General features: G+C 72.7%; 22 protein-coding genes and 1 pseudogene. 9 read left to right on the forward strand and 14 right to left on the reverse strand.

The window, feature by feature from the left end; translation table 11 throughout:
* The 7 genes and pseudogenes from ACFO4E_RS20230 to eccD form a co-directional block, all read right to left on the reverse strand.
* Nucleotides 1-1,768, reverse strand: a pseudogene (locus ACFO4E_RS20230) (hypothetical protein); the annotation flags it as partial.
* Nucleotides 1,769-1,823: 55 nt separating this feature from the next.
* Complete coding sequence (locus ACFO4E_RS20235; protein ID WP_378577089.1) at nucleotides 1,824-2,237, reverse strand: hypothetical protein; 414 nt, start codon at nucleotides 2,235-2,237, stop codon at nucleotides 1,824-1,826.
* Between the two features lie 100 nt (nucleotides 2,238-2,337).
* On the reverse strand, nucleotides 2,338-2,637 hold the full coding sequence (locus ACFO4E_RS20240) for a WXG100 family type VII secretion target (RefSeq protein ID WP_378577091.1): 300 nt from the start codon (nucleotides 2,635-2,637) through the stop codon (nucleotides 2,338-2,340).
* 54 nt (nucleotides 2,638-2,691) lie between these two features.
* On the reverse strand, nucleotides 2,692-3,054 hold the full coding sequence (locus tag ACFO4E_RS20245) for a hypothetical protein (RefSeq protein ID WP_378577092.1): 363 nt from the start codon (nucleotides 3,052-3,054) through the stop codon (nucleotides 2,692-2,694).
* A 122-nt stretch (nucleotides 3,055-3,176) separates the two neighbouring features.
* Nucleotides 3,177-3,494 (reverse strand): hypothetical protein, encoded by a 318-nt coding sequence (locus ACFO4E_RS20250; RefSeq protein ID WP_378577094.1) that lies wholly within the window; start codon nucleotides 3,492-3,494, stop codon nucleotides 3,177-3,179.
* 58 nt (nucleotides 3,495-3,552) lie between these two features.
* A complete protein-coding gene (gene eccB, locus ACFO4E_RS20255; protein WP_378577096.1) occupies nucleotides 3,553-5,016 on the reverse strand; it encodes a type VII secretion protein EccB in 1,464 nt (487 codons plus the stop codon).
* A gap of 2 nt (nucleotides 5,017-5,018) precedes the next feature.
* Complete coding sequence (gene eccD / locus ACFO4E_RS20260) at nucleotides 5,019-6,419, reverse strand: type VII secretion integral membrane protein EccD (protein WP_378577097.1); 1,401 nt, start codon at nucleotides 6,417-6,419, stop codon at nucleotides 5,019-5,021.
* A 324-nt stretch (nucleotides 6,420-6,743) separates the two neighbouring features.
* Between eccD and eccCa the strand changes: the two genes are divergently transcribed.
* Complete coding sequence (eccCa, locus tag ACFO4E_RS20265) at nucleotides 6,744-10,730, forward strand: type VII secretion protein EccCa (protein WP_378577099.1); 3,987 nt, start codon at nucleotides 6,744-6,746, stop codon at nucleotides 10,728-10,730.
* A 142-nt stretch (nucleotides 10,731-10,872) separates the two neighbouring features.
* On the opposite strand, the gene ACFO4E_RS20270 is transcribed toward eccCa, so the two are convergent.
* On the reverse strand, nucleotides 10,873-11,250 hold the full coding sequence (locus tag ACFO4E_RS20270; protein ID WP_378577100.1) for a VOC family protein: 378 nt from the start codon (nucleotides 11,248-11,250) through the stop codon (nucleotides 10,873-10,875).
* Between the two features lie 197 nt (nucleotides 11,251-11,447).
* On the opposite strand from ACFO4E_RS20270, the gene ACFO4E_RS20275 reads away from it, so the two are divergent.
* Both ACFO4E_RS20275 and ACFO4E_RS20280 read left to right on the forward strand, forming a co-directional pair.
* Nucleotides 11,448-12,773, forward strand: coding sequence for a S8 family serine peptidase (locus tag ACFO4E_RS20275; RefSeq protein ID WP_378577102.1), 1,326 nt, complete (start codon nucleotides 11,448-11,450; stop codon nucleotides 12,771-12,773).
* 124 nt (nucleotides 12,774-12,897) lie between these two features.
* Nucleotides 12,898-13,440 (forward strand): ester cyclase, encoded by a 543-nt coding sequence (locus ACFO4E_RS20280; RefSeq protein WP_378577104.1) that lies wholly within the window; start codon nucleotides 12,898-12,900, stop codon nucleotides 13,438-13,440.
* Nucleotides 13,441-13,605: 165 nt separating this feature from the next.
* Here the strand turns inward: ACFO4E_RS20280 and ACFO4E_RS20285 are convergent, their stop codons facing one another.
* On the reverse strand, nucleotides 13,606-14,031 hold the full coding sequence (locus ACFO4E_RS20285) for a hypothetical protein (RefSeq protein ID WP_378577105.1): 426 nt from the start codon (nucleotides 14,029-14,031) through the stop codon (nucleotides 13,606-13,608).
* A 231-nt stretch (nucleotides 14,032-14,262) separates the two neighbouring features.
* On the opposite strand from ACFO4E_RS20285, the gene ACFO4E_RS20290 reads away from it, so the two are divergent.
* Complete coding sequence (locus ACFO4E_RS20290) at nucleotides 14,263-14,928, forward strand: response regulator transcription factor (RefSeq protein WP_378577107.1); 666 nt, start codon at nucleotides 14,263-14,265, stop codon at nucleotides 14,926-14,928.
* Nucleotides 14,925-16,199, forward strand: a complete 1,275-nt coding sequence (locus ACFO4E_RS20295; RefSeq protein WP_378577108.1) for a sensor histidine kinase — start codon at nucleotides 14,925-14,927, stop codon at nucleotides 16,197-16,199. The genes ACFO4E_RS20290 and ACFO4E_RS20295 overlap by 4 nt, the downstream gene beginning before the upstream one ends.
* An 11-nt stretch (nucleotides 16,200-16,210) precedes the next feature.
* On the opposite strand, the gene ACFO4E_RS20300 is transcribed toward ACFO4E_RS20295, so the two are convergent.
* Entirely contained in the window at nucleotides 16,211-17,104 is an 894-nt protein-coding gene (locus ACFO4E_RS20300; RefSeq protein ID WP_378577258.1) for a TIGR02452 family protein, read from the reverse strand.
* 379 nt (nucleotides 17,105-17,483) lie between these two features.
* Here ACFO4E_RS20300 and ACFO4E_RS20305 point away from each other — a divergent pair, with 379 nt between their 5' ends.
* Complete coding sequence (locus ACFO4E_RS20305; RefSeq protein WP_378577110.1) at nucleotides 17,484-18,644, forward strand: MFS transporter; 1,161 nt, start codon at nucleotides 17,484-17,486, stop codon at nucleotides 18,642-18,644.
* Nucleotides 18,645-18,798: 154 nt separating this feature from the next.
* Here the strand turns inward: ACFO4E_RS20305 and ACFO4E_RS20310 are convergent, their stop codons facing one another.
* Nucleotides 18,799-19,590: a carbon-nitrogen hydrolase family protein gene (locus ACFO4E_RS20310; protein WP_378577111.1), complete on the reverse strand. Its 792-nt coding sequence runs from the start codon at nucleotides 19,588-19,590 to the stop codon at nucleotides 18,799-18,801.
* A gap of 89 nt (nucleotides 19,591-19,679) precedes the next feature.
* Here ACFO4E_RS20310 and ACFO4E_RS20315 point away from each other — a divergent pair, with 89 nt between their 5' ends.
* Entirely contained in the window at nucleotides 19,680-20,306 is a 627-nt protein-coding gene (locus ACFO4E_RS20315; RefSeq protein WP_378577113.1) for a GntR family transcriptional regulator, read from the forward strand.
* Between the two features lie 44 nt (nucleotides 20,307-20,350).
* Here the strand turns inward: ACFO4E_RS20315 and ACFO4E_RS20320 are convergent, their stop codons facing one another.
* Entirely contained in the window at nucleotides 20,351-21,703 is a 1,353-nt protein-coding gene (locus tag ACFO4E_RS20320; protein WP_378577115.1) for an MFS transporter, read from the reverse strand.
* A gap of 85 nt (nucleotides 21,704-21,788) precedes the next feature.
* On the opposite strand from ACFO4E_RS20320, the gene ACFO4E_RS20325 reads away from it, so the two are divergent.
* Complete coding sequence (locus ACFO4E_RS20325; RefSeq protein WP_378577117.1) at nucleotides 21,789-22,481, forward strand: DUF2848 domain-containing protein; 693 nt, start codon at nucleotides 21,789-21,791, stop codon at nucleotides 22,479-22,481.
* A 93-nt stretch (nucleotides 22,482-22,574) separates the two neighbouring features.
* On the opposite strand, the gene ACFO4E_RS20330 is transcribed toward ACFO4E_RS20325, so the two are convergent.
* The gene (locus ACFO4E_RS20330; protein WP_378577119.1) at nucleotides 22,575-23,636 is read right to left on the reverse strand and encodes a tartrate dehydrogenase; all 1,062 of its coding nucleotides are present in this window, start codon (nucleotides 23,634-23,636) and stop codon (nucleotides 22,575-22,577) included.
* Between the two features lie 66 nt (nucleotides 23,637-23,702).
* Nucleotides 23,703-24,593, reverse strand: a complete 891-nt coding sequence (locus ACFO4E_RS20335) for a LysR family transcriptional regulator (RefSeq protein ID WP_378577121.1) — start codon at nucleotides 24,591-24,593, stop codon at nucleotides 23,703-23,705.
* Between the two features lie 153 nt (nucleotides 24,594-24,746).
* Here ACFO4E_RS20335 and ACFO4E_RS20340 point away from each other — a divergent pair, with 153 nt between their 5' ends.
* On the forward strand, nucleotides 24,747-24,896 hold the full coding sequence (locus ACFO4E_RS20340) for a hypothetical protein (protein WP_378577123.1): 150 nt from the start codon (nucleotides 24,747-24,749) through the stop codon (nucleotides 24,894-24,896).
* The last annotated feature ends 4 nt before the right edge of the window (nucleotides 24,897-24,900 follow it).

Here is a 24,900-nt window from a genome sequence, read left to right on the forward strand (position 1 = left end):
GGGCGTTGTTACCGCCCCCGCCGCCGCCCAGCTGCCCCCCGCCGCCGATCGGCACCGGCCCGCCGCCGGTCTCCGACTGCAGGTTGTCGGCCTGCTGGTCGTAGAAGTCGTCGACGGCGTTGTTGTACCGCTCCTCGCTGCCGGAGCCGGGATTATCGCCTCCGCCGCCGCCCTCGCCGCCGAGGCCGCCGCCGCTGCCCTCGGGCCCGGAGTTCAAATCGTTGATCGCGTTGTCGTAGTACTCGTCGACGGCGTTGTTGTACCGCTCCTCGTTATCGGAGCCGGGATTATCGCCTCCGCCGCCGCCTTCGCCGCCGAGGCCGCCGCCGCTGCCCTCGGGCCCGGAGTTCAGCTCGTCGATGGCGTTGTCGTAGTACTCGTCGACGGCGTTGTTGTACCGCTCCTCGTTATCGGAGCCGGGATTATCGCCGCCGCCTTCGCCGCCGAGGTCGCCGCCACCGCCCTCAGGCCCGCTCTCCAGCTCGTCGATCAGCTTCTGGTAGTACTCGTCGAGGGCGTTGTTGTACTCCTCTTCCTTATCGGAGCCACCGCCGCCGCCCTCACCCTCACCCTCACCGTCGCCCCCGCCGGGCGGGTTGTTCTCCAGCCACTCGATCTGCTTGCGGTACCACTCCTCCAGCGTCTCGTTGTACTCGTTCTCGATGTCGGAGGGACCGTTCTCACCGTCGCCACCACCACCGCCCCCACCGCCCCCACCACCGCCGCCCACACCCGACCAGTCCAGCGTCAGCGCCTCGGGCGGCTTGATCTCGACGAACTTGGCCTGGTTGTCGGTGTAGGCGGTGGCGAGGGTCGTCATCGCATCGGAGGCCGCGGTGACGAAGGTGTTGAGCTCGTTGCGCCAGGACTCCTTGATCCGCTCCTGGATCTCCTTCCAGGTGTTGGCGTCGTTGGCGGGACCGATGTCCCCGATCTGGGTGGTCTTGTCGCCCTTGCTGAGCGTGGCGATGTCCTTGTTGTCCTCGAACCACTTGTCGATGACCTTGATCGGGTCCCACAGGCCGGTGGCCAGCCAGTCGTCGTAGGCCCGGCGGATCTTCTCGCCCGCCCCCGTGACGGCCGCGTTCCTGGTGTCGCGCAGCGCCTCGGGATAGTCCGCGACCTGGTTGCCCAGGGCGTTGAACCGCAACTGGAGGTTGCCCAGGTGCTGCACGAAGATGTCGGCGGTCGCGCCCTTGAGGGTGTCCTTGGCGGTGGTGCGCCACGAGGCGATGTCGTCGGTCCTGCTGTTGACCATGCTCAGCAGGTCGTCGAGGTCCCCGGCCAGGTTGACCATGGTCGTGGGGTTGAACGTCCGGCCGTTCTCGCCCAGCCACGGCCCGTTGATGGCCAGCCACAAGTGGTGGAAGAACGCCCGGCCCTTGGGGCCGAACATGAACTCGCCGTTGTAGGCGATGCCCGAGTAGTAGGTGTGATCCGTGGTCTCGGGCCTCGAGACGCCGAGCGATGTCTGCCGCGGGGTGGCCTTGTCGACCGTCTCGGAGTAGCCCGACACCAGGTAGTGGGTCATGCCGGCCGGGCTCTTCTGGTCGGACTTGAAGCTGAGGAACCAGTCGTTCTTCTCGACGTCCTCCGCCGACATCATCGGCGGGAAGGGATCGTCCATCTCCAGGTCGGCATAGGTGTTGATGACGTAGTGCAGGTCCGTGGGAACAGGTGAGGATTCGACGGCGGGGTTGCCGGGCGCTTCCTCCCCCAGCCCGTCATCCAGCTCAAGGGGGATGTCCTCTTCTTCTCCGTCGGGCATTCCGCCTCCTCACCCACTCCTACTCCGCCGGCCCGGCCGGGGCCCCGGACCGCTACTACTCGCCGTTCCCCGAACCGGAACCCGCGCCGGCGCCCGCCGCGTTCTCGGGATCGATGAGGACCGCGAGCTGATAGGCGGTCAGCACCGCGTCGTCCTCGACGTCCGTGAACCGGATCTCCGCCTCCTCCAGCCGGGTATCGAGTCCCTCGAACTCCTCGATCAGGATGTTGATCTCATCGCGCATCTTCACCACGGAGCCGTTCACGGTCTTGGCGAACTTGCCCGCCGCCGGGAAGATGGCCGGGTTTCCGGCGCGGACGCCGTAGATCGCCGCGGACTCGCTCTCCCCGCTGTCGATGTAGCCCTCCAGCTCGGTCTTCTGCTTCCGCAGATCCTTCAGGATCGGGAGGACGTTGGTCTTCCGGAATTCGCGCAGGTAGCCGAAGGTGATCTCGGTGCTCTCCGCCATTGTTCACTCTCCTCACTCTCCGGCGCCCCGGTCCGGTCCGGGGGCCGACGGCGGTCGGCCCCCGGACCGGCCGGGCGCACCCGCTCGCTGCGGGCGGCGGCTACATGTTCTGCGAGACCCATTCCAGGGACAGCTTGTTGTCGGTGTTCTTGTAGTTGTCGCGGATCAGGACCAGCGCCTGCTCGGCCTGGGTGAGCAGGAACTCCATGTCCTGCACGTTGAGCCGCCACTGCGCCATGCTGTTGTCGTAGTTCTCGGCCGTGGAACCGTCGAGCTCGCCGCGGACCGTGGCCATCTTCGTGGCCAGCTCGTCGAGGGAGTTGCGGATGTCCTGGGTGCGCGCACGCAGGTCGAACGCGGAGTCGTCCATGCCCGCGTATTTGACGGAAAAGTCGCTCATCGTCTGATACCTCGTTTCGTGACGGAGACCGCCTCAGGGGACGGCCGAATGGTGTCAGGAGTGTCCAGGGCCGAGGAGGTCGCCTTGCACGGCGTAGCCGGTCTGGTTGGGATTGAGCTGGTCGTTCCAGGAAGAGGAGATGACGAGGTTGTCGTCCTCCAGGTTCAACATGCCGCGCGTGGTACCGCCGAAGGTGCCGATCATCTGGTTCATCCCGTTGACGATCAGCCGCAACTCCTCCAGCCACTTCACCAGCGCGGTCTCATAGCCCTGCTCCGCGCCACCGACCCAGCTCGACTTCAGCGCGTCGCGCAGGTGGTCCACCTTGGTGTAGACCGCGTTGCACTCGCCATAGGCCGTCTCCATAGCGGTGCGGCCCGTGGTCATCCCGAATTCGGTACTGGTAGTCAGACTCATGTCCGCTACTCCTTCCGGTCGATGAGGCGCTGCTCCTCCGCCGGCTCGCCCTACGGTCGTGGCGGTACCCGGCCGTTGAACCGTGAACGGCCGGACGGTACCGGGTCAGGAGGGGGTAGGGGTCACTGGTTGGGGTTGAGCTGGTTCATCCAGGCGTTGGAGGTCACGAGGTTCTCGTCCTCCAGGTTCAACATGCCGCGCGTGGTACCGCCGAAGGTGCCGATCATGTTGTTCATGCCGTTGACGATGAGCCGCAGCTCCTCCAGCCACTTCACCAGCGCGGTCTCATAGCCCTGCTCCGCGCCACCGACCCAGCTCGACTTCAGCGCGTCGCGCAGGTGGTCCACCTTGGTGTAGACCGCGTTGCACTCGCTATAGGCCGTCTCCATAGCGGTGCGGCCGGTGGTCATCCCATATTCGGTACTGGTAGTCAGACTCATGTCCGCTACTCCTTTCGGTTTGCGGGACGCTGTCGCGTCCCTGTCGTCGGCGGTGCGGTCATGTGCCGCCCCCCTCCCCGCACCCGCCGGCCGCGGGCGGGGCCGCCGTCGCGGGCACCGGCTGCGCGGCGGCGTCGGCCGACAGCAGCGGCCCGGTGGGCAGCAGGCGCAGCACGGAGGTGGGTACGGAGGCCGCCGAGCCTGCCGTGTAGCCGAGTTCGCCGGCGGTGTCGGCGGACGGCAGCGGGTACTTGGCGGCGGTATCGGTCACCAGGTAGTAGGTGGGCTCCGCCGCCGATCCCCCGGCGGGCTCGGCGCGGGCGAGCGCGCCGGTTCCGGCGGGGATGCCGATGAGGTCGGCGGTGGGGCACCCGTGCGCGGTGTCGGGCCGGTCCTGGACGGGCCAGGCGCTCACGTCCTCCAGCGGCTGGAGGACGAGCCGGGCCTCGCCGTCGCCGGAGACCCGCATGCACGGCGCCTGGCCGTTGGTGGAGACCAGGTCGGGCGGGGTTGCGGGCAGCCCCGCGTCGGTCGCCGCCGCGTTCTCGGCCAGGTTGCTCTGGACCTCACCGGCGTTCAGCTCGACGGGCTCGGGGGCGGCGTCGCCGTAGGCGGCGTCGGTGATGCGGGTGTCGGCGAGCGCCAGCCGGGCCTGGGTGGCGCCGATGGGGACCAGGCCCCCGCCGCCGAGCAGGTAGTACTGGTCGGCTTCGCCGTCGCCGCGCACCACGAACACCTGGCCGGTGGCGCGCCGTTCACCGGCGATGCCGGGGCCCTGCTCGCCGGCGCCGCCGGGGACCTCGGGGGCGCTGAGGTCGCCGCCGGAGGGGACCGTGTCGAGGAACGCCCTGCTGACGCTCAGAGCGGGGCTGGTGCCGTAGCCGAGCGCCTGAAGCGCGCCGTGCTCCTCGTCCAACCGCAGCCGGACGCCGTTCCAGAGCAGGTAGTGGTCGTTGTCGGGGCCCTGGGCCAGCACCGCGACCTCGGGGGGCAGGGGGCCGGTGTCGGGGGTGGAGTCGACGGACAGGGCGGTGCGCGGCCCGCCGTCCTCCTCAGCCGAAGGTACCGCGCACACCCTCCAGAGGGCGGAGGCCATGGCCTCCGCGTCGGGAAGGGAGTCGGGCGCGCCGGGGATGCCGACGGGGCCGCCCTTGGGCACTCCGGCCAGCGACTCCGCGCTCACCGAACTGACCGTCATGGCACTGCCCTGGACCAGCCGGGCCGATGCGAAGTTGGCGACGGGGCGCAGCACGCCGCCGGAGTAGAGGTAGGTGGCCCCGCTCTCCTTCTCCAGGACGAGGGTGCCCTCGTTGCGCCAGGAGGTGTTGCCGCCGGGGAAGATCAGCCCCCAGACCAGGAACCCCACACACAGCAGCGCGCCGATGGCCAGTCCGATGAAGGCCCCGCGCCGGGTGCGCTGCATGGGGGCGTCGATGGCGTCGGGGTCGGCCTCGAGCATGGCGGTGCCCAGGCGGCCCACCATGAACGAGTGGGCGACGACCTGGTCGCGTCGGGTCTGCACGGTCAGCCCCCGATCCCGCGGAGGAGGCCGAACACGCCGAGGTTGCCGAGGACCAGGCAGACCATGGCGATGGCCGCGAGGAGCTGGATGATCTCGGCGGCGCGGCCCCAGTGGGGCAGGCCGCGCTTGCCCGGGACCGTCCAGGCCAGGATCGTGAGGGCCGCGGCGACGGCGAGGACGCCGAGCAGGGCCAGCAGCCGCCACAGGGTGCTGGTGTCGGCCACGGCGGCGATGAGGATGAGGGCGAGCCCCGCGGAGGCGGGCGCGACGAGGTAGAGCTTCTGCCAGGCACTGGCCAGGCCGCGGCTCTGGAGGACCAGGATGAGGGCCACCATGATGCCGAGGGTGGCCGGCAGCCAGCCGGGGCCGAAGGCGAGGATGAGCAGGCCGACCGCGTGGACCGCGCCGGTGGCCGCGAGGACGGCGCCCTGGTACTGGTCGGCCAGCGTGGTGCGGTCGAGGACGTCGCGCGCCGGGTGGGGGTCGATGGCCTCTTGCAGCTGCTGGGGGTTGTTCGGCAGCGGGGGCAGCCGCAGCCCCGAGATGCGGAAGCCGATGGCGGGGGCGAAGGTGCCGAGCAGGATCGCGAGGGCGGCGGCGGCTCCGGCGATGCCGGTCATGGTGAGGCCGGGCGCCAGCATCAGCGTCGCGGCCGAGACCACGCCGAAGACCTCGAAGACGATCAGGCCGGCGAAGAACGGGACGGAGCCGGCGACGGCCGCCAGGCCCAGCACGGTGGCCCCGGCACCCGCCATGCAGGCGGAGAGGGCGCGGGCGCCCAGGAGGGGTATCCCGGGATCCCCTGTGGGGATGGCCGCCCCTGCCAGGCCCATGTAGAGCACGGCGGCGGCGGCCAGGCCGGTGGCGGCGGTGAGGTCGCCCATCGCGCGCGAGGCGGCGGCCGCCCCCAGGAGCAGGACGACGGCGGCGCCGGCGGCGATCAGGGCGGTGAGCCCGTTCATTCCGCTCATGGCCAGGATGGTGAACCCGGTGGCCAGGGTGAACAGGCCCAGCCCGTGCAGCAGCCGGCGGGTGTAAGCGGGCCGCCAGGCGTCGCGGCGCTCGGCTATGCCGTTGGCCACACCGTCGATGAGGTCGTCGAAGTGGATGGGCGGGAGCTGGTCGCGGCGCGGGCGCAGGTAGAGGGTCTCGCCGTCGAAGAGGCCCAGGGTCTGCACGGTGCCGTCCTCTTCGAGGGCCGGCGAGCCGAGCTGCTGGAGCACCCAGCCGTCGTGTTCTAGTCCGCCTTCATCGAGGTCTTCGCCACTGTCTCCCTCGGCGTAGAGGATGATCGTGGGCAGTAGTTCGGCCACGGGCACGTCGCTGGGGACCGCGATCTCGAAGGTGCGGTCCGGAGCACGGATGACGAGCCGGCACAGGTCGGGGGCAATGGAGTCGCTCATCTGGTTCTTACTACTCGGGGCGGAGGCGGAGTCACCCGATGATGCTTGCTCTTGGTACTCGGGGAGGAAGCGAGGCTATCCGAGTGGCAATACACTCGGTGACTGGAAGGAAACCTCAAGATTCGACGACCGGCGCAACGGTAACACTGGTCGGACCGAAATTGGTATCACGTGGCAATAAACTTTTGTTCACTTGGCTTTGTGCCCGCTTCAGGGGCATAATCCGGATCCCGCCGGGAACAGAGCCCGCGCGTGGCCCCCTACCGGCCTCCCGCACGGCCGGCCCACCCCCCGTAACGTAACCGCCAGGAGGCGATCGCCGCCGTGAGCACCATCCTCGTCCGCCGGCCGCCCCGCCGCCCCGGGCCGGATATGCCCGACGGAGAGCTCCAGCTCCAAGAGCCGCCCGTGCTCCCCGAGGAGCAGTCGACCATGTCGGCGGTGTTCAACTACCTGCCGATGGCGATGACCTCCATGGCGATGGTGCTGCTGTTCATCCGGCCCGGTGCCCAGGGCAGCGCCGTCAACACCTACATGCCCTACGTCGCCGGCGGGATGATGCTCCTCGGCGCCGTCGCCATGCTGGTGGGCCAGTACTGGCGCGCCCGCAGCGAGCGCAAGCGCCAGCTCAACGGCGACCGGCGCGACTACCTGCGCTACCTCACCCAGAGCAGGGCCAAAGCGCGCGAGGTGGTCACCGCCCAGCGCGACGCCATGCTCTGGCGCGCCCCCGCCCCCGACGCGCTGTGGTCCCTGGTGCGGACCTCGCGGCTGTGGGAGCGCCGCACCACGCACGACGACTTCGCCGAGGTCCGGCTGGCGGTGGGCGAGCAGGCGATGCGCATGCGCATCGCCCCGCTGTCCACGAAGCCGGTCGAGGACCTCGAACCGCTCAGCGCCCATGCGCTGCGCCGCTTCATCCGCGCCTACGCCACGGTCGAGGACCAGCCCGTCGCCGTCTACCTGCGCGGGTACTCCCGCGTCTCGCTCGAGGGCGACGCCGAGGCCGCCCGCTCCATGGTGCGCTCCATGATCGGCCAGCTCGCCGTCTTCCACGCCCACGACGACCTCCGCATCGCCGTCTGCGTCTCCGACGACCGGCGCGCCGAGTGGGACTGGGTCAAGTGGCTGCCCCACACGATGCACCCCACCGAACGCGACGGCGCCGGGCCGGTCCGGCTGATCGGCGGCGACGCCGCCGAAGTGGAGCGCGTCATGGGCGCCGACTTCGCCGACCGCTCCCGCTTCGAGCCCGGTGCCGCCCCCACGCGCGAGGAGCCCTTCACCGTCATCGTCGTCGACAGCGGGCAGGCGCAGTCCGCCACGCGGTTCGACTCCGGCGGCTACCGCAACGCCGTCGTGGTGCACATCGACGACCCGCTGCCGTGGGACGGCGCCCCGTTCACACTGGGCCTGCGCGTGGAGCCCGACGCCCTGGAGGTGGTCGGCCAGGACCACAGCGGACGGCGCACCCTCACCCCGCTCGGCCGCCCCGACTCCCTCAGCCCGTCGCGCGCCCGCGCGCTGGCCCGGCTGCTGGCCCCCTACCGGATGAGCCTGGCCACCGAGGTGGTCGAGCCGCTGGTCACCGACTTCGAGCTGACGTCGCTGCTGGGCATCTCCAACCTGCACACCCACGACACCGGCCGGATGTGGCACGAGCTGCGCGCCGGATCCCGGCTTCGGGTCCCCATCGGCATCGAGGAGAACGGCGCCCCGCTCGAACTCGACCTCAAGGAGTCCGCGCTGGGCGGGATGGGCCCGCACGGCATGCTCATCGGGGCGACCGGGTCGGGGAAGAGCGAACTGCTGCGCACGCTCGTGCTGTCGCTGGCGCTCACCCACTCCCCCGAGACCCTGAACTTCGTGCTCGTCGACTTCAAGGGCGGGGCGACCTTCATCGGCCTGGACAAGCTGCGCCACACCTCGGCGCTGATCACCAACCTCGCCGACGAGGTCACCCTCGTCGAGCGCATGCAGGACGCCCTGCACGGCGAGCTGATCCGCCGCCAGGAGCAGCTGCGCGCCGCCGGCAACTTCAGCTCCATCCACGAGTACGAGAAGGGCCGCCAGGCCAACCCGTCGATGGAGCCCATGCCCACGCTGTTCGTCGTGGTCGACGAGTTCAGCGAGCTGCTGGCCGCCCACCGCGACTTCATGGAGCTGTTCGTGATGATCGGGCGCCTGGGCCGCAGCCTGGGCGTGCACCTGCTCCTGGCCTCCCAGCGCCTGGACGAGGGCCGGATGCACCAGCTGGAGAGCCACCTGTCCTACCGGATCGCGCTGCGCACCTTCTCCGCGATCGAGAGCCGCGGCGTCCTGGGCGTGCCCGACGCCCACCAGCTCCCCCCCGCCCCCGGCAACGGGTTCCTCAAGACCGGAACCGACACGCTGACCCGGTTCAAGGCCGCCTACGTCTCCGGCGCCTACCGGGTGCGCCGGCGCACCGGGACGCAGGCCGCCTCGGCCGCCGAGATCGTCCCCTTCCTGTCGGCCTACGTCGCCGGACGCACCCCTGTGGTGGAGCCTGAGGTCGCCCCCGAGGTGGAGGAGGCGGACGAGGACGTCCCGAGCCTGCTCAGCGTCGCCTTGGAGCGCCTGCACGAGGCCGGCCCGCCGGCGCGGCGGGTCTGGCTGCCGCCGCTGGACGTGCCGCCCACCCTCGACGAGCTGTTCGAAATGGTCGGCCGACCCCTTCCGCCGGGGGGCCTGGGGTGGTCCTCCGATCCCGTGCTGGAGGTCCCGCTCGGCGTGATCGACCGCCCGTTCGAGCAGCTGCGCCTGCCGCTCAAGGCCGAGATGCTCGGCGCGGGCGGCAACATCGGCATCGCCGGCGGCCCGCAGAGCGGCAAGAGCACCATGGTCGTCAACCTGGTCTGCGCGCTCGCGCTGACCAACACCCCGAGCCAGGTCCAGTTCTACGCGCTCGACTTCGGCGGCGGCGCGCTCCAGGCGCTCACCGGGCTGCCGCACGTGGGCAGCGTGGTGGGCCGGATGGACGTCGACCGCATCAACCGGACCGTGTCGGAGATGCTGGAGATCATCACCCACCGCGAGCAGTTCTTCGCCGCCAACGGGATCGACTCCATGGCCACCTACCGCCGGCGCCGGAGCGCCGGGGAGTTCGCCGACGAGTCCTACGGCGACGTGTTCCTGGTGATCGACGGCTGGTCCACGATCCGCCAGGACTTCATGGACCTGGTCACCCCGCTCACCCAGCTCGCCCAGCGCGGGCTGAGCTACGGCCTCCACCTCATCGTCGCCTCCCCGCGGTGGGCCGACATCCAGTCGGGCGTGCGCGACCTGCTGGGGACCCGCTTCGAGCTGCGGCTGGGCGACGCCGTCGACTCCACCGTCAACATGCGCAAGGCCCAGACCGTGCCGCGCATCGCGGGCCGCGGCCTCACCCACGACCAGTACCACTTCCTGACCGGCCTGCCGCGGGCCGACGGCGTGCCCGACCCGGTGTCGCTGTCGGTCGGGGTGACCGAGCTGGTCCGGCGCGCCGCCGACGCGTGGGACGGCCCCGAGGCGCCGCCCGTGCGCACGCTCCCGCCCCGGCTCCTCGCCGCCGAACTGCCGGCGGCCGAGCTCACCGAGTTCGGCGGCCTGCGGGTGCCCCTGGGCCTGGAGGGGCGCGGCATGCGCCCGTTCTGGCACGACTTCTCACAGACGCCGCACCTGCTCGTCGTCGGCGACACCGAGACCGGCAAGACCACCCTGCTGCGGCACATCACCAACGCCATCAGGGAGCACTACGACACCGACAACGCGCGGGTGGTCCTGGTCGACCTGCGCCGCCAGCTCTTCGACGCGATCCCCAAGGAGCAGCAGCTCGGGTACGCGGTGTCGTCGGAGAGTGCGCGCGAGATGATGGGCGCCGCCGCGCACGCGATGAAGGTGCGCATCCCCGGCCCCGACATCACGCCCGACCGGCTGCGCCGCCGCGACTGGTGGACCGGCCCGGAGCTGTTCATCGTCATCGACGACTACGACCTGGTCTCCGGCAGCGGCGCGAGCCTGCTCAGCCCGATCGTGGAGATGCTGCCGCAGGCCGCCGACATCGGCATGCACCTGATCGTCGCGCGGGCGGCGGGCGGGTTCGGCCGGGCCACCGCGGATCCCGCCATCCGGGCGCTCATCGACACCAACACCCCCAGCATCATGCTGTCGAGCCCGCCGTCGGAAGGGGTGCTCTTCGGCAACGTGCGCGCCCAGCGCATGGCCCCGGGACGGGCCCTGTGGATCTCCCGCCGCGACCCGATCCCCGTCCAGCTCGCCATCGCCGAGGGCATGGAAGACGAGGACTGACCCGGTGGCGCCGACCCCCCACGCAGCGCACCGCTCCGGCCCGCCCGCGCCCCCGGGCCCGGGCCCGCGCGACGGCGACCCCGCCGCCGCCGACCGGGGCCGCGGCGGCCGGGCCGCCCGGCCCGCCGCCCCGGGGCGGCGCTCACTCCTGGAGCACCGACAGCACGTTGCCGGCGGGGTCGGTGAACCAGGCGATCAGCGGGCCGCCGCCCCGGAACACGCCCGTGGAGTCGATGTCGAACCCTTCCGGGCGCTCGAACTCCACCCCGTGCTCGGACAGGCGGGCGACCGCCTCGTCGATGTCGGGCACCGGGAAGTTCAGCACGGTGAAGGTCGCCGGGACGTGGTCCTCCTTGGGGTAGACGAAGACGTTCGCCCCGCCCGCCAGGTGGAGCGCCAGCGACTCGTACTCCTCAGACGGGCTCGACACCCGCAGCCCCAGGGTCTCGGAGTAGAACCGCCGCGCCGCGGCGATGTCGTCGACCGAGAAACCGCTGAACGCGTTGCTGTTGGCGAGCATGGACGCTCCTCCTCGTCCGGGCGGCGCGCACGGGCGCGCGCCGCGATGGGAACGGCGCCGGGAGCCGCGGCCGGCACCGCGGGCACGGCTACCCCCCAGGCGGGGACTCACGCGCCCGGCCCGCGAACAGCGCTCCGCCCTCCCGCCCGTTCCGTCCCCTCAGACCAAGCCCCGACGGGGCGTAAGGAGCTCCTCCGATGACCGTGCGGATGTGGACGAGGGCGGCCCTGGCCGCACGGTGCCGGCCGGTCGCCGTCGCCGCCACCGCCTGCGTCGTCATGGCGGGCGGGTCCGCCGCCCCTGCCCTGGCCTCCCCGGCACCGGATCCCTCCCCGGGCGCCTCCACGGAGGCGGAGGCCGAGGCCGAGGCGGGAGCCGAGGCGCTGCCCGCGATCGGGGTCGCCCCCGATGGAGAGTGCGTGGCCGCGTCGTCCACGGTCGTGGAACAGGAACCGTGGACCGCCCCGCTGCTCGACCTCCCGCGGGCCTGGGACCTGTCGGAGGGCGCCGGAACCACCGTCGCCATCCTCAGCAGCGGGATCGACCCGGACGTCGCCGCCGTGAGCCGGGCGCTGGCGGGCTCCGGCGGGCAGGACTGCCGCGGCTACGGCACGTTCCTGGCGGGGCTGGTCGCCGCCCGCGCGCAAGGCGGCAGCGGGCTCACGGGGGTCGCCCCGGCCGCGCGGGTGATCGATGTCCCGGTGATGAACGCCGCGGGGCGCGCCACAGCGGACAGCATCGCCAGCGGCATCGAGACCGCGGCCGGCGAAGGGGCCGGGGTCGTGCTGGTCGGTGCGGCGATCGCCGAATCCAGCCGCGGGCTGGAGGCGGCGGTGTCCGCCGCGTCCGAAGCCGACGCCCTCGTCGTGGCGCCCGCGACGGTCGCCATCGACGGCACCTCCGTCCCGGCGGCGCCCGGCAGCCATCCGGCCGCGGTCAGCGTCGCGGCGGTCGGGGTGGAGGGCGCCCCCGTCGCCTCGTCCCCGGCTCTGGACGCCGACGGCGGAACCGCGCGGGTGGACCTGACCGCCCCCGGCGACCTGGTCGTCAGCGTGGGCCCCGGAGGAGACGGCCACTTCGTGGGCTCCGGGGACGTCGTCGCGGCCGGGTTCGTGGCGGGAACCGCGGCCCTGCTGCGCTCCTACGATCCCGCTCTGTCGGCGCCCGAGGTCCGCGAACGGCTGCTCGCCACCGCCTACCCTTCGCCCAACGGGGCCGGCGACACGCTGCGCGGCAGCGGCCGGGTGGACCCGGTCGGCGCGCTCACCTCGGCTCCCGCGGTATCCGGCGAGGACGCCTCGCTGGGGTCCGCCTTCGTGCCCGACCCCGGTCCGGGCGCGGTGTCCTGGCCCAGCACGCTGGCCGTGGTGGGCGGCGCGGCGGCACTCATCCTCACCACCGTCGCGCTCGGCGTGCTGATCCCCCGTGGCCGCAAACGCGCCTGGCGCGCCGCCCGCCGCGGGGAGCGCCGGGCATTGGACCCGGAACCCCGCCGCCCCGCCTGGATGGCGTCGAAGAGCTGAGCACGGATCCCGAAGACGAACCGGGCCGGGCGATCCACGGCCGGCCCGCGCTCCCCCGTCCAGCGAGCCGACGGCCCCTGGACCCCCCGCGCTCTCCCCCCTCCTCCCCCAAGGCGCTGACACGATGACCACGGATGACATCCGCTCGACCCGCCAGAAGCTGGTCCTCGACCACTTCCACGACGAGGTCCGCCAGGACTGGGACGACGTCCTGGCGACCTTTCCGCACCCCCGCTACGAGCTGATCGCCACCATGACGGTCCACGACGGCGACCGGGCCGTGCGCGGCTACTACCACGACACCCGGACCGCCTTCCCCGACCAGGACCACGAGATCATCGCCCTGCGCCACAGCGACGACGCCGTGATCGTCGAGTTCTGGCTGACGGGCACCCATCTCGGCCCGCTCGGCGCGATCCCGCCCACCGGCAACCGCTTCCGCGTGCGCATGACGGCGTACTTCATCTTCGACGCCGATGAGAACCTGGTCTGCGAGCGCGTCTACTTCGACAGCCTGACGATGCTCAAGCAGCTGATCGGCGGCCTCAACCTGAAGAACCCGAGGAACTGGATCCTCGCCGCCCGCTGCCTCAGGGGCCTGCTGAAGGAGGCGGGGGGCGAGCCGCACCCCGACCTCGTCACCACCCCGGCGGCCGGACGTCGGTGACGGTCGGCGGCATCGCCCGGGAGCCGCGCCGAAGCCGGCGCGGCTCGCGGGCGAGGGGAACGAAGAGCTCGTGCGACCGGTGGCTCGCAGGCCGGCGGGGAGGTTCCGGCGCCACGAGCCACCGGGGCGGTGCCCCCTCAAGCCGCCATCGCGGCAGGGGCCCTGCTAGGCGGGGACGCCCGGCAGCATCGGCGTGGTCGGCAGCTGAGGCGTGACCGGCGTGCCCGGCCGGCTCGGCAGCATGGGCGTGAGCGGCTCGCTCAGCGTGCCCGCCACGGCCAGTGAGCCCGGTTCGGTCGGCGCCGGGGCCTCGCAGTCGTCGCCCGCCGGGATGCCGCCTTCGTCGCCGCCCGGCAGCTCGATCCCCTCGTCGTCGCCGCCCGGGATGCCGCCTTCATCGCCGCCCGGCAGCTCGATCCCTTCGTCGTCGCCGCCCGGCAGCGGCGGAACCCCGGGCACGCCGGAGGGAATCCCGGGCGGGCAGTCCGGCTCGTACGGGGTGTCGGCGAACACGGCGGCGCTGCCGGCGCCGAACATGATGGCCGCACCGACGCCGGCGACGGTGGCGATCCTTCGCAGGGACCGTGACATAGGGGGTTCCCTTCATCGTTGGCTCTGCCCCGGCGGATGCTCCGCCGGGGCGGCCGCAGCGGAGCGCCGCGGCCGGGACCCATGCAGCCGGAAAGGGGTTATCGTCGGCGTCTGGCGATTTCCATATGCCGGCCATATCCCCGGCACGGGATCATGTCCTTTCCGGGCGGCCGGCGTCGGCGAGTGCCACCGGGTCGGGCACACAAGCCGGGCAGGACGAAAGGATGAGGCGTGCGGGTGCTGGTCGTGGAGGACGAAGCCTTCCTCGCCGAGGCATTGCAGTCCGGTCTGCGCAGGGAGGGCATGGCCGTCGACATCGCCGACGACGGGGCGACGGCGCTGGAGAACGTGGCGGTCAACGACTACGACGTTGTGGTGCTGGACCGCGATCTGCCGGGCGTCCACGGAGACGACGTCTGCCGCCATGTGGTGGCCACCCGCCCGGAGTGCCGGATCCTGATGCTCACCGCGGCCGGACGACTGTCCGACAAGGTCGACGGGCTGCGGCTCGGCTCCGACGACTACCTGGTCAAACCGTTCGACTTCCCCGAACTCGTCGCGCGGCTGTTCGCCCTGCGGCGGCGTGGCCCCGCTGCGCACCCCCCGGTGCTGACCTTCGCCGACGTCCGGCTCGATCCCGCGCGCCGCGACGCCCACCGCGGTGCCGACCCCTTGCGCCTGACGCGCAAGGAGTTCGCCGTCCTGGAACTGCTCCTGCGCGCGGACGGGGCCGTGCTGAGCGCCGAGCACCTGCTGGAGAAGGCGTGGGACGCCCATGCCGATCCGTTCACCAACGCGGTCCGCATCACCGTCTCCACCCTGCGGCGCAAACTCGGCGCCCCGCCGATCCTGCACACCGCCACCGGGGTCGGCTACTACCTCGCCACCGCCCCATGAGCATCTCGGCCACGCTGCGGCGGAGCCGGCTGTCCGTCCGTATCCGGCTCACCCTGCTCTACGGCGGCATGGTCCTGGCCTGCGGCATCGTGCTGCTGCTCACCGTGTACGCCCTGATGAAGTACATCCCGCGCTACAACCTGGAGGCCCCGCGGCCGACCGACCCCGCTGACGACGCCACCGGAACGAGCGTCCCCTCCGGCGAGACGGGCATCCCGGCGGGTGACCCGGGCGTCCCTGCCGGCGACACGAGCGTCCCCGCCCGCGACACGAGTGTGCCCGGCTCGGACATCAGCCCCCTCATCCCCGCCGATACCGTGACCATCAGCAGCGAGGACGATGTCCTGATGGTGCTGCTGCAAGTGTCCGGCGTGGCGCTGATCGGAATGGCCCTGATCGCGTTCCTGCTCGGCTGGACCATCGCCGGCCGCATTCTCGCCCCCGTCCACCGCATCACCCGGACCGCGCACGCCGTCGCAGGCCACAACCTGCACGAACGCATCCGCCTCGACGGTCCGCAGGACGAGTTCACCGAACTCGCCGACACCATCGACACGATGCTCGACCGGCTGGACCGCAGTTTCCAGGCCCAGCAGCGCTTCGCCGCCAACGCCTCACATGAGCTGCGCACCCCGCTGGCGACCGCCCGCACCATGCTGCAGGTCGCCATCGCCCACCCCCGCGACCACGATCTCGCCGTCCTGGCCCCCAAACTGCTGGCCACCAACGAACGCAGCATCGCGACCGTGGAATCTCTGCTCGCCCTTTCCCGGGCCGACCACGGCATCGACGACGCACAGCCCGTCGACCTCGCCTCGGCCGCGGCGGACGCGCTGGAGCAGACGAGGGACGAAGCGGCGGAGCGCGGGATCAGCGTGCGCGGTGACCTGCATCCGGTCCGCGTGGACGGCGACGCGAACCTGCTCCGCCATCTGCTCGTCAACCTGCTGCACAACGCCGTCCGGCACAACCACGCCGGCGGCACGGCGCGGCTGGCCACCACCGTCCGGGACGGTGCGGCGGTCGTCACCGTCACCAACACCGGTGACGCCATCACGGCCGACGAGGTCGGCCGGCTGTTCGAGCCGTTCCACCGCCGGCAGGCCCGTACCCACGCCAAGGGCCACGGCCTCGGCCTGACCCTCGTTCGCGCCATCGCCCACAGCCACCACGGCACCGCCACGGCCGCGCCCAACCCCGGCGGCGGGCTCACCACCACCGTCGTCCTGCCCGCGGCAGGGCTCCCGGCCCCCGCCGCCGGCGGGGGCTGAACGGCCGCCGGTCACGCGTTGGCGGCGGTGCCCGTGCGGTGGTGCGTGCACCGGTCCGGGCCTCCCGTGCACACGCCGGGCTCGGGGGGCGGGGCGGGCGGCACGCCGAAGGCCGCGTGGAACGGGGTGCGCACGGCGTCGTCGCGGTCGAGGATCGCGAACACCACGTGCTCGAAGACGCCCTCGAACGCACCGAGGAGGTGGTGGGCGAACGCGTCGGCGACCTCGGCCGGGCGGTTGCCGAAGACCCCGCAGCCCCACGCGCCCAGGACCAGGCGGGTCCGCTCGTGGTACGCGGCAACGGCGAGGACGCCGCCGGCGCGTGAGAGCAGCGCGCCCGGGACCGCGTGCGCGTCTTGGGGGCTGTCGCGCTCGATCATGCGCCGGTTGGGGGCGGCCGAGGTCAGGAACGCCACCGGGTAGGGGTCGGCCAGCCAGCGGCCGTTGTCCGTGCGGAAGACCGGGACACTCGGTGCGTAGATGACCTGGTCGGTGTAGAGCAGGTTGCGCTGCCGGCGGTGCGTGTCGTAGAACCCCGGGCAGCGCACCAGGGCGTCGTAGAGGGCGCTGGAGCGGGCCAGGCTCTCCTCCTGGGCGCGCGCACCGTTGGCCACGCCTCCCCCGGGGTTGCGCGCGGAGGCGAAGTTCAGCGCCGCGACGCCGCGGGAGTCCTGTGGACAGGCGGACAGGCGGGCGGCCGCTTCCAGGGTGCTCTCGACGGTCACCTCGAACCGCGTCGTGTAGGCGGCGCGCGGCGCCGGGAGACCGTGGACGTCTTCGGCGGAGTACAGGCGGGTGCCCGCGCGCATCGCGGCTACGCCGGCCGATATGTCGGCCTCGACCCCTTCGGCGGCGTACCACCCTCGGGTGAACGCCTCACGGGTCTCCTGCCACCTGGCGCGCATCATCCGCGACACCGCCGGCCCCCTGCTCCGTCGACACTCCTGCGGACACGCACGCTACCTCCGGCCGCATCGGCGGAACAACGGGTTTTCGCCCGTCCGCGACCGCGCGGGGCGGTCCACGGTGCGGACCGTCCGGCGGCGCCCGCGCGGGCGGGGAGAGTGATCTTGGTCATCCCGCGGCGGGCGGGAGCCGGCGGAGGGGCCGCCCGCAAGCCGAAACCGCGGGGGGCGGCCGGCGGGCCGCCGGGCGGACGGACGGGCCCGGGTTGCCAAACGCGCGCCGTCATTGGTAGGGCTGAGTTCACAGATTCACTTAGTTACGCTAACGAACTCTCTCGCGGCCGCGCCGCATCCGATGCCTGAAAGGTCGGTTCACCCGGTGAATTGGTTCGTCCGCGTCCTCATACACGGGACCCTGTTCCACGGATCGCTCGCCACCATCCGTCCCGTCATCTCCTACCGGGCGCTCGACATCGGGCTCGGACCGGTGTGGCTCGGCGTCTTCAGCGCCGCGTTCTCGCTGCTCCCGCTGTTCGTCGCCATCCCGATCGGGCGCTGGGTGGACCTGCACGACGAACGCCCCGCCTACCTCACGGGCAGCGTGCTGGTCACCGCCTCGGCGGTCGGCCTCACCTTCGCCTACACCCCCTGGGCGATCATGCTCTGCGCCGCCGCGGCCGGCGTCGGACTGATCCTGTCGATGGTGGCGGCGCAGGCCATGATCGCCAACCGCTCCCCCAGATCGACCTTCGATTCCCGCTTCGGCCTGTTCGCCCTGGCGGGGTCCATGGGCCAGCTCCTCGGCCCGCTGTTACTCTCCGGGCTCGCCGCCACCGAGCCCGCCTCGCTCACCGCCACCGCCTTCATCGGCACCGCGATCGCGGCGGCGCTCTCCCTCGTCGCCCTCATCGGCATGCCCGCCCCCGAACGGCGGCAGCGCGCCTCCGCCGACGGCACGCCGCCCCGCCGCCAGCGCGTCGTGGACGTCCTGCGCGAACCCGGCATCATCCCCGCGATCCTCGCCAGCCTCATGGTGCTGGCCGCCATCGACGTCACCATCGTCTACCTGCCCGCGTTCGGCGAGGAGCGCGGCATCTCGGCCGCCACGGTCAGCCTCCTCCTGGCCGTCCGCGCCGCCGCCTCGGTGGTGTCGCGCGCGTTCCTCGGCATGGCGGTCGCCCGCGCCGGCCGGCACGCGGTCCTGTTCGCCAGCCTGGTCCTGTCGGCGGTGTGCGTCGCCTCGCTGTCGATCCCGATGCCCGTGTGGGGGCTGGCGGTCGCCCTGGCCGTCGCGGGCCTGGGGCTGGGGATCGGCCAGCCCCTGACCATGGCGTGGGTGGCCGACGCCGCCGCGCCCGAGGCCCGCGGCACCGCCATGGCGCTGCGGATGTCGGGCAACCACCTGGGGCAGACCATCCTGCCGCTGGCCGCCGGGGCGGTGGCCGGCGGCCTCGGGGTGACCGCGATCTTCGCGACGTTCGGCGCGGGACTCGCGGCGACGGCGGCGGCCATGCGCCGCCCCAGGCCGCGTGCGCGCTGACCCGGGCGGGCGCGGGGCGCCCCGCACGGCGCCGACGGCCCCGGCGCCGCCGTGCCGGACGGCACGACGGGAAGTATTCGCGAAATCGCCCGGCGGATACAGCCGATAAGCGCGAGAGGCCGTCCATATGACGCGCGGCCTCGCGCACCGCGGGTCACAGGCGGGCGTTGACCAGAACGGGGACCGTCGCGCGCGCGGATTCGGCGGCGGCCGGGTCGATGTCGGCCACCAGCAGCCCGGGCGCGGCGCCCAGGGCCTCCGCGGTCCGGCCCATCGGGGTGATCGCGGCGCTGTGGCCGATCCCGCGCGGCGCGGGGCCGGCGACCTCCTCGCCCACGGCGGCGGGGTCGGCCTGGCCGCAGGCCAGGATCCACGAGGTGGAGTCCAGCGCGCGAGCGCGGGTGAGCAGCTCCCACTGCTCCGCCTTGCCCTCGCCCGCGCCCCACGACGCGCACACGACGGTGGCGACCGCCCCCTCCGCCGCCAAGCGGCGGAAAAGTTCCGGGAACCGGACGTCGTAGCAGGTCGCCAGGCCGATGCGGACCCCGTCGACCTCGATGGACACCGGCTCCTCCCCCGGTTCGACGGAGTCGGACTCGCGGAAGCCGAAGGCGTCGAAGACGTGGATCTTGCGGTATGCGGCCTCGACCCCCGCGCCTGTCGCGAGCAGCACGTTGCGGACCCGGCCGTCGGGGGCGGGGGAGAACATCCCCGCCACGACGACGACGCCGGCCTCGGCGGCGATCGCCCGCAGCGCCGTCGCCCAGGGGCCGTCGAGCGGTTCGGCCACGGGGGCGAGCGGCACCCCGAAGCGGACCATCGCCGCCTCGGGGAAGACCGCCACGCGGGCGCCGGCCTCGGCGGAGCGCCGCACCCCCGCGCGGATCAGCTCCAGGTTGGCGGCGGGGTCGTCGGTGGAGCACATCTGGTTCAGTGCGATCCGCATGGGCGCGTCCTTTCGGCCGTGTCGTCCCGGGGTCCGGGCTGGAATACTAGAGTGCTGCATACAGATTGTGTACAAGAGGAGGGCCTGTGGTGGAGTCCGGCCGGGACCGCGCCTACGCGTATCTCAAGGAGACCTACCTGGCCGACCCGGAGTGCCAGGGGCGGTTCATCAACGAGCAGGAGATCGCCGACCGCATCGGGGTCTCGCGCACACCCATCCGCGAAGCGCTGTTCCAGCTCTCCGCCGAGGACCTGGTGCAGCTGATCCCCAAGCGCGGCGCCTATGTCGCCCCCCTGACCGGACGTGAGATCCGCGAGCTGATGGAGCTGCGCGGCATGGTCGAGCGCCACGCCGCCGGCCGGGTGCTGGACACCGGAGCGGCCCCGCTGGAGGCCATGCGCGCGGCCTTGGCCGAACAGTACGCGCTGCGCTCCGGCGAGCACGGGCGCGAATTCATCGACTGGGACCAGCGCTTCCACTTCGCGCTGGTCGAAGCCGCCGGCAACGAGATGCTCGCCAAGCTCTACGGCGGGCTCCGCGCCCGCCAGGTGCGGGCCGGGGTCGTGGCGCTGTTCTCCACCCCCGACCGGCACGAGGCGGTCCTGCGCGAGCACGAGGAGATCGTGGGCGCGCTGGCCGACGACGACGCCGACGCCGCGCACCGCGCGATCACCGCCCACCTCGACTCCACGCTGCGGGTCCTGCTGGACTCCTGAACCCGCGCGCCGCCGGCGCGGCCCTCGGGGCCGCGCCGGCGCGCTCACGCCCCTGCGGGGCCCGGCGACGCGGCGGCCTCCAGCACCTCGTCGTCCTCCTCCGGAACCGGGTTGCGGCCCAGCAGCAGGCCGATCACGGTCACCACGACGGTCACGGCGATGTAGACCGACAGGGGGACCCAGGTGCCGAACTCGGCGAGCAGGAAGGTGAACAGCAGCGGGGCGATGGCACCGCCGATGACGCCGGCCAGCGTGTAGGCCATCGAACTGCCGCTGCTGCGCAGCCGCGGGTGGAACTGCTCGGCGACGAACGCGGCCTGCGGGCCGTACATCAGCGAGTGCAGGACGAGCCCGACCACGACGCCGCCCGCGAGGACCGCGAACGAGCCGCCCGAGATCAGCGGGAAGAACACGAACGCCCACACCGCGGCGCCGACCGCCGCGGCGCCGTAGAGCAGCCGCCGGTTGACGATGTCGGAGAGCCACCCGGCCAGCGGGATGACGAACACCTGCACCGAGGAGCCGATGAGCACGGCGGCCAGCGCGGTCCCCGACTCGAACCCGAGCTCCTGGGTGGCGTAGGTGAGCACGAAGACCGTGAACAGCGCGTAGACGACGTCGGGGGCGACGCGGCTGAGGATGGCGGCGATCAGCGAGCGGGGCTGCTCGCGGAACACGTCGCGGATCGGCGCGGCCGAGCGCTCCCCCTCCTGCTCCATGGCCTGGAAGACCGGGGTCTCCTCCAGCTTGGCGCGGATCCACAGCCCGAAGATCACCAGCACGCCCGACAGCAGGAACGCCACGCGCCAGCCCCAGGAGAGGAACTGGTCCTCGGTCAGCACCAGGCCGAGCAGGGCGAGGACGCCGTTGGCCATGAGGTTGCCCGCGGGCGGGCCGACCTGGGCCGCGGAGGCGAAGAAGCCGCGCTTGCGCGGGTCGCCGAACTCGCTGGACAGCAGCACCGCGCCGCCCCATTCGCCGCCGACGCCCACGCCCTGGGCGAAGCGCAGCAGCACGAGCAGGACGGCCGCCGTCGAGCCGATGGTGGCGTGGGTGGGCAGCAGCCCGATCAGGAAGGTGGAGACGCCGACGATCATGAGGGTGCTGATCAGCACCTTCTTGCGGCCGATCACGTCGCCGAGCCGACCGAACACGAACCCGCCCAGCGGGCGCGCGATGTAGCCGATGGCGTAGGTGGAGAACGCCAGCAGCGTGGCCGCCAGCGGGTCGTGGCTGGGGAAGAAGAGCTGCCCCAGTACCAGGGCCGATGCGGCCGAGTAGACCGCGAAGTCGTACCACTCCAGCGCGGTGCCGGAGAGGCTGGCGACGAAGGCGCGGACCACGTCCCCCCGTGCCGGCCTCGGCGGCGCCGGCGCCGGGCCCTGTGTGTGTGCCATGTGTGTCACCTGTGTCTTCCGTGTATGCGACCTCCTCGGTATATTGATCGTATACAAGACGTATGCGCAAGTACCGGGAGCGGATTTGACACTGTTGAAACTTGAACTCAACGATGGGACGACCGCCGAGGTCGAGGTCGCCGCCCTGCTCAACGGCGGCTACGCCGGGCGCAGCCAGGAGGACGTGCGCGCGCACGTGGCGGAACTCGCCGCGCTGGGGGTCCCCGCTCCCACCGTCACCCCGGCCCTCTACCCGGTGTCGCCCTATCTCGCCCAGCAGACCGGCGAGGTGGCCGTCCAGCACGGCCGCACCTCCGGCGAGGCCGAATGGGCGCTGGTCGTGGCCGGAAACCGCCCCGAGGACCTCCTGCTCACGGTCGCCTGCGACCACACCGACCGCGCCCTCGAGGTGCACGGCGTGGCCTGGAGCAAGAACGCGAGCCCCGACGTGCTCGGCGCGCGCGCCTGGCGCCTCACCGACATCGCCGACCGCGTCGACGAACTCACCCTCACCGCCTGGGTCGGCGACACCGAGGCCGGCACCGAGATCCAGCGCGGCACCCTGGCCGAGCTCCTGACCCCGCAGGACTGGGCGGAGATCCTGCGCGAGCGCGGCCTCCTGCTGCCCGGCACGGTCCTGCTCTCGGGGACGATCCCCATGCACGAGGGCGTCGACCAGTTCGCCGGCGCCTGGCGCGTCGAGCTCGGCGACCCGCGCACCGGCGACACCATCGGCGTCGGCTACTCCGTGCGGCGGATGCCCGAGCCCATCGGCTGACGCCCCGGACCCGCCGGCCCGCGCACCGGCGGGTCCGGGAACGCCTGTGCCCCGCCCCCCAGCGGGGGCGGGGCACAGGCGCGTCTCACGGGATCAGGCGGCGCCCTTGAGGCGGCGGATCAGCTCCTCGGTGAACTCCTGGGTCGACGCGCTGCCGCCCAGGTCCGGGGTGCGCACATCGGAGTTCGCGAGCACGTCGGCGATGGCGGCCACGACCCGCCGGCCGGCCTCGGGGTGCCCCAGGTGGTCGAGCATCAGCGCGGCCGACCAGATCGCCCCGATGGGGTTGGCGATCCCGCGCCCGACGATGTCGGGGGCCGACCCGTGCACCGGCTCGAACATCGAGGGGAACTCGCGCTCGGGGTTGAGGTTGGCCGAGGGGGCGATGCCGATGCTCCCGCCCACCGCCGCCGCCAGGTCGCTGAGGATGTCGCCGAACAGGTTGGACCCCACGATGACGTCGAAGTGCCCGGGCCGCAGCACCAGCTTGGCGGCCAGCGCGTCGATGTGCTCCTGCTCCCAGGCGACATCGGGGAAGGACGCCGCGCGCTCGGCGACCAGCTCGTCCCAGAACGGCAGCGTGTGCACGATCCCGTTGGACTTGGTGGCCGACGTCACCCGCCCGCGCCGCTGCCCGGCCAGCGTGAAGGCGTAGTCCACGACGCGGGTCACGCCGGTGCGGGTGAACACCGCCTGCTGCACGGCCATCTCATCGGGGAAGCCCCGGTTCATCCGGCCGCCGATCTCGCTGTACTCGCCCTCGCTGTTCTCGCGGACCACGACCAGGTCGATGCCGCGGGCGTCGCGCAGCGGGCTGTCGATCCCGTCGAAGACCCGGACCGGCCGCAGGTTCACGTACTGCCGGAAGGCCCGCCGGATGGGGATGAGCAGGCCCCACAGCGACACGTGGTCCGCGACGCCGGGAAAGCCGACCGCGCCCAGCAGGACGGCGTCGTGGCCGCGCAGCCGCTCCAGCCCGTCGTCGGGCATCATGGCGCCTTCGCGCAGGTAGGTCTCGCAGGACCAGTCCAGCGGCGTGCGGGAGAACTCGATGCCGTGGGCCGCGCCCACGGCATCGAGCACCTCCAGGGCGGCGGGGGTGACCTCGTGCCCGATCCCGTCTCCCGGGATCACGGCGATGGAATGCTTCGTCATGGACCCGATTAGAGCAACACCGCCGGTGCCGCGTCCAAGACGGCACCGCGATCCGACTTATAGGCCCTACCTATCGGGGGCGTCCCTTGCCAGCGCGAGGGCGAGGAACTCCGCCGCGGCGGGCGTGAGCGGGCCCGCCCGGCTGACCATCGCCAGGTGCAGGAACGCGGGCGGGTCCAGGTCGAGCACCACCGCGCCCGCCCGCGCCGCGAGGGAGCGCCACGCCTCGGCGACCACGGCGAGCCCCACCCCTTTGAGGACGAGCGGGAGCACCGCTTCGCGGTGCCCGGACTCCACCGCGATGGTCAGGTCCACACCGGAGGCCCGGATCTCCTCGGTCAGCCGGCGGATCCCCGTTCCCGGCTCGCCCACGATCAGCCGCTGCCCGGCCAGGCACTCCCGCCGCAGCGGCACCCCCGGTTCGAAGGGGCCGCCGGGCGGCGCGAGGACGACGAACCGCTGCCGTTCGACCGGGTGCAGCCGCACGCCGGGCGCCGCCGGCAGCTCCCGGGCCGACAGCAGGCCCAGCTCGGAGGCCCCCGTGCGCACCGCGTCGACCACCGCCTGGGGAACGGCCGCCGCGCGCACCGTGAGCTCCACCCCGGGGTGGCGGGCGGCGAACGCCTCGACCATGCTGCTCAGCGGCTCCACCGCGGGGGACGGCATCGAGGTGACGGCGACCCGGCCCGTGCGCAGCCCGCGGACGGACTCGACGCTGGCACGGGCCGCGTCCAGGCTGCGCACCGCCTCGCGCGCGGGCTCGATCAGCGCGTGGCCCTCCTCGGTGAGCACCGCGCGCCGCCCGATGCGGTGGAACAGCGGGCCGCCGAGGTCCTTCTCCAGGGTGCGGATCGACTGCGACAGCGACGGCTGGGCGATGAACAGGGCACGGGCGGCGCGGTTGAACCCGCCGTGGTCGACGACGGCGAGGAAATACTCCAGCTGTCGCACGTCCACCCCTGGGCCCCCGTCTCGCGCGAGCCCGGCCGGCCCCTCGTGATCACCTGCCCCAGCCTCGCACGCGGCCCCGCCCGCCCCCCGGGCCGGGGCCGTGCTCCGGGCGTCAGTCGGCCGGCCCGCCGCGGGCGGAGCACGAGGAGCGGCGCCCCGATGACGGTGTCGGCGGTGACGTCGGCAAGGATCATCACGGCCGCCCAGCGGATGAGCTGGATCCTGGACACGGAGGGGCGGGCGGTGCGGTCCGCGCCACTCCTGGCCGCGGACCCGGTGCCGGGCTCCGGCGACGCCGGGCCGCCCTGACCCG

The organism is Nocardiopsis mangrovi (assembly GCF_042653925.1).
GTDB lineage: Bacteria > Actinomycetota > Actinomycetes > Streptosporangiales > Streptosporangiaceae > Nocardiopsis_B > Nocardiopsis_B mangrovi.

Coding starts and splice junctions, on each gene's coding strand:
- ACFO4E_RS20250 (WP_378577094.1), bottom strand. CDS start 3,494: ATGAGTCTGACTACCAGTACCGAATATGGGATGACCACCGGCCGCACC.
- ACFO4E_RS20270 (WP_378577100.1), bottom strand. CDS start 11,250: ATGCTCGCCAACAGCAACGCGTTCAGCGGTTTCTCGGTCGACGACATC.
- ACFO4E_RS20285 (WP_378577105.1), bottom strand. CDS start 14,031: ATGTCACGGTCCCTGCGAAGGATCGCCACCGTCGCCGGCGTCGGTGCG.
- ACFO4E_RS20275 (WP_378577102.1), top strand. CDS start 11,448: ATGACCGTGCGGATGTGGACGAGGGCGGCCCTGGCCGCACGGTGCCGG.
- ACFO4E_RS20320 (WP_378577115.1), bottom strand. CDS start 21,703: ATGGCACACACACAGGGCCCGGCGCCGGCGCCGCCGAGGCCGGCACGG.
- ACFO4E_RS20280 (WP_378577104.1), top strand. CDS start 12,898: ATGACCACGGATGACATCCGCTCGACCCGCCAGAAGCTGGTCCTCGAC.
- ACFO4E_RS20300 (WP_378577258.1), bottom strand. CDS start 17,104: ATGCGCGCCAGGTGGCAGGAGACCCGTGAGGCGTTCACCCGAGGGTGG.
- ACFO4E_RS20310 (WP_378577111.1), bottom strand. CDS start 19,590: ATGCGGATCGCACTGAACCAGATGTGCTCCACCGACGACCCCGCCGCC.
- ACFO4E_RS20245 (WP_378577092.1), bottom strand. CDS start 3,054: ATGAGTCTGACTACCAGTACCGAATTCGGGATGACCACGGGCCGCACC.
- ACFO4E_RS20330 (WP_378577119.1), bottom strand. CDS start 23,636: ATGACGAAGCATTCCATCGCCGTGATCCCGGGAGACGGGATCGGGCAC.
- ACFO4E_RS20235 (WP_378577089.1), bottom strand. CDS start 2,237: ATGGCGGAGAGCACCGAGATCACCTTCGGCTACCTGCGCGAATTCCGG.
- eccD (WP_378577097.1), bottom strand. CDS start 6,419: ATGAGCGACTCCATTGCCCCCGACCTGTGCCGGCTCGTCATCCGTGCT.
- ACFO4E_RS20240 (WP_378577091.1), bottom strand. CDS start 2,637: ATGAGCGACTTTTCCGTCAAATACGCGGGCATGGACGACTCCGCGTTC.
- ACFO4E_RS20295 (WP_378577108.1), top strand. CDS start 14,925: ATGAGCATCTCGGCCACGCTGCGGCGGAGCCGGCTGTCCGTCCGTATC.
- ACFO4E_RS20340 (WP_378577123.1), top strand. CDS start 24,747: ATGACGGTGTCGGCGGTGACGTCGGCAAGGATCATCACGGCCGCCCAG.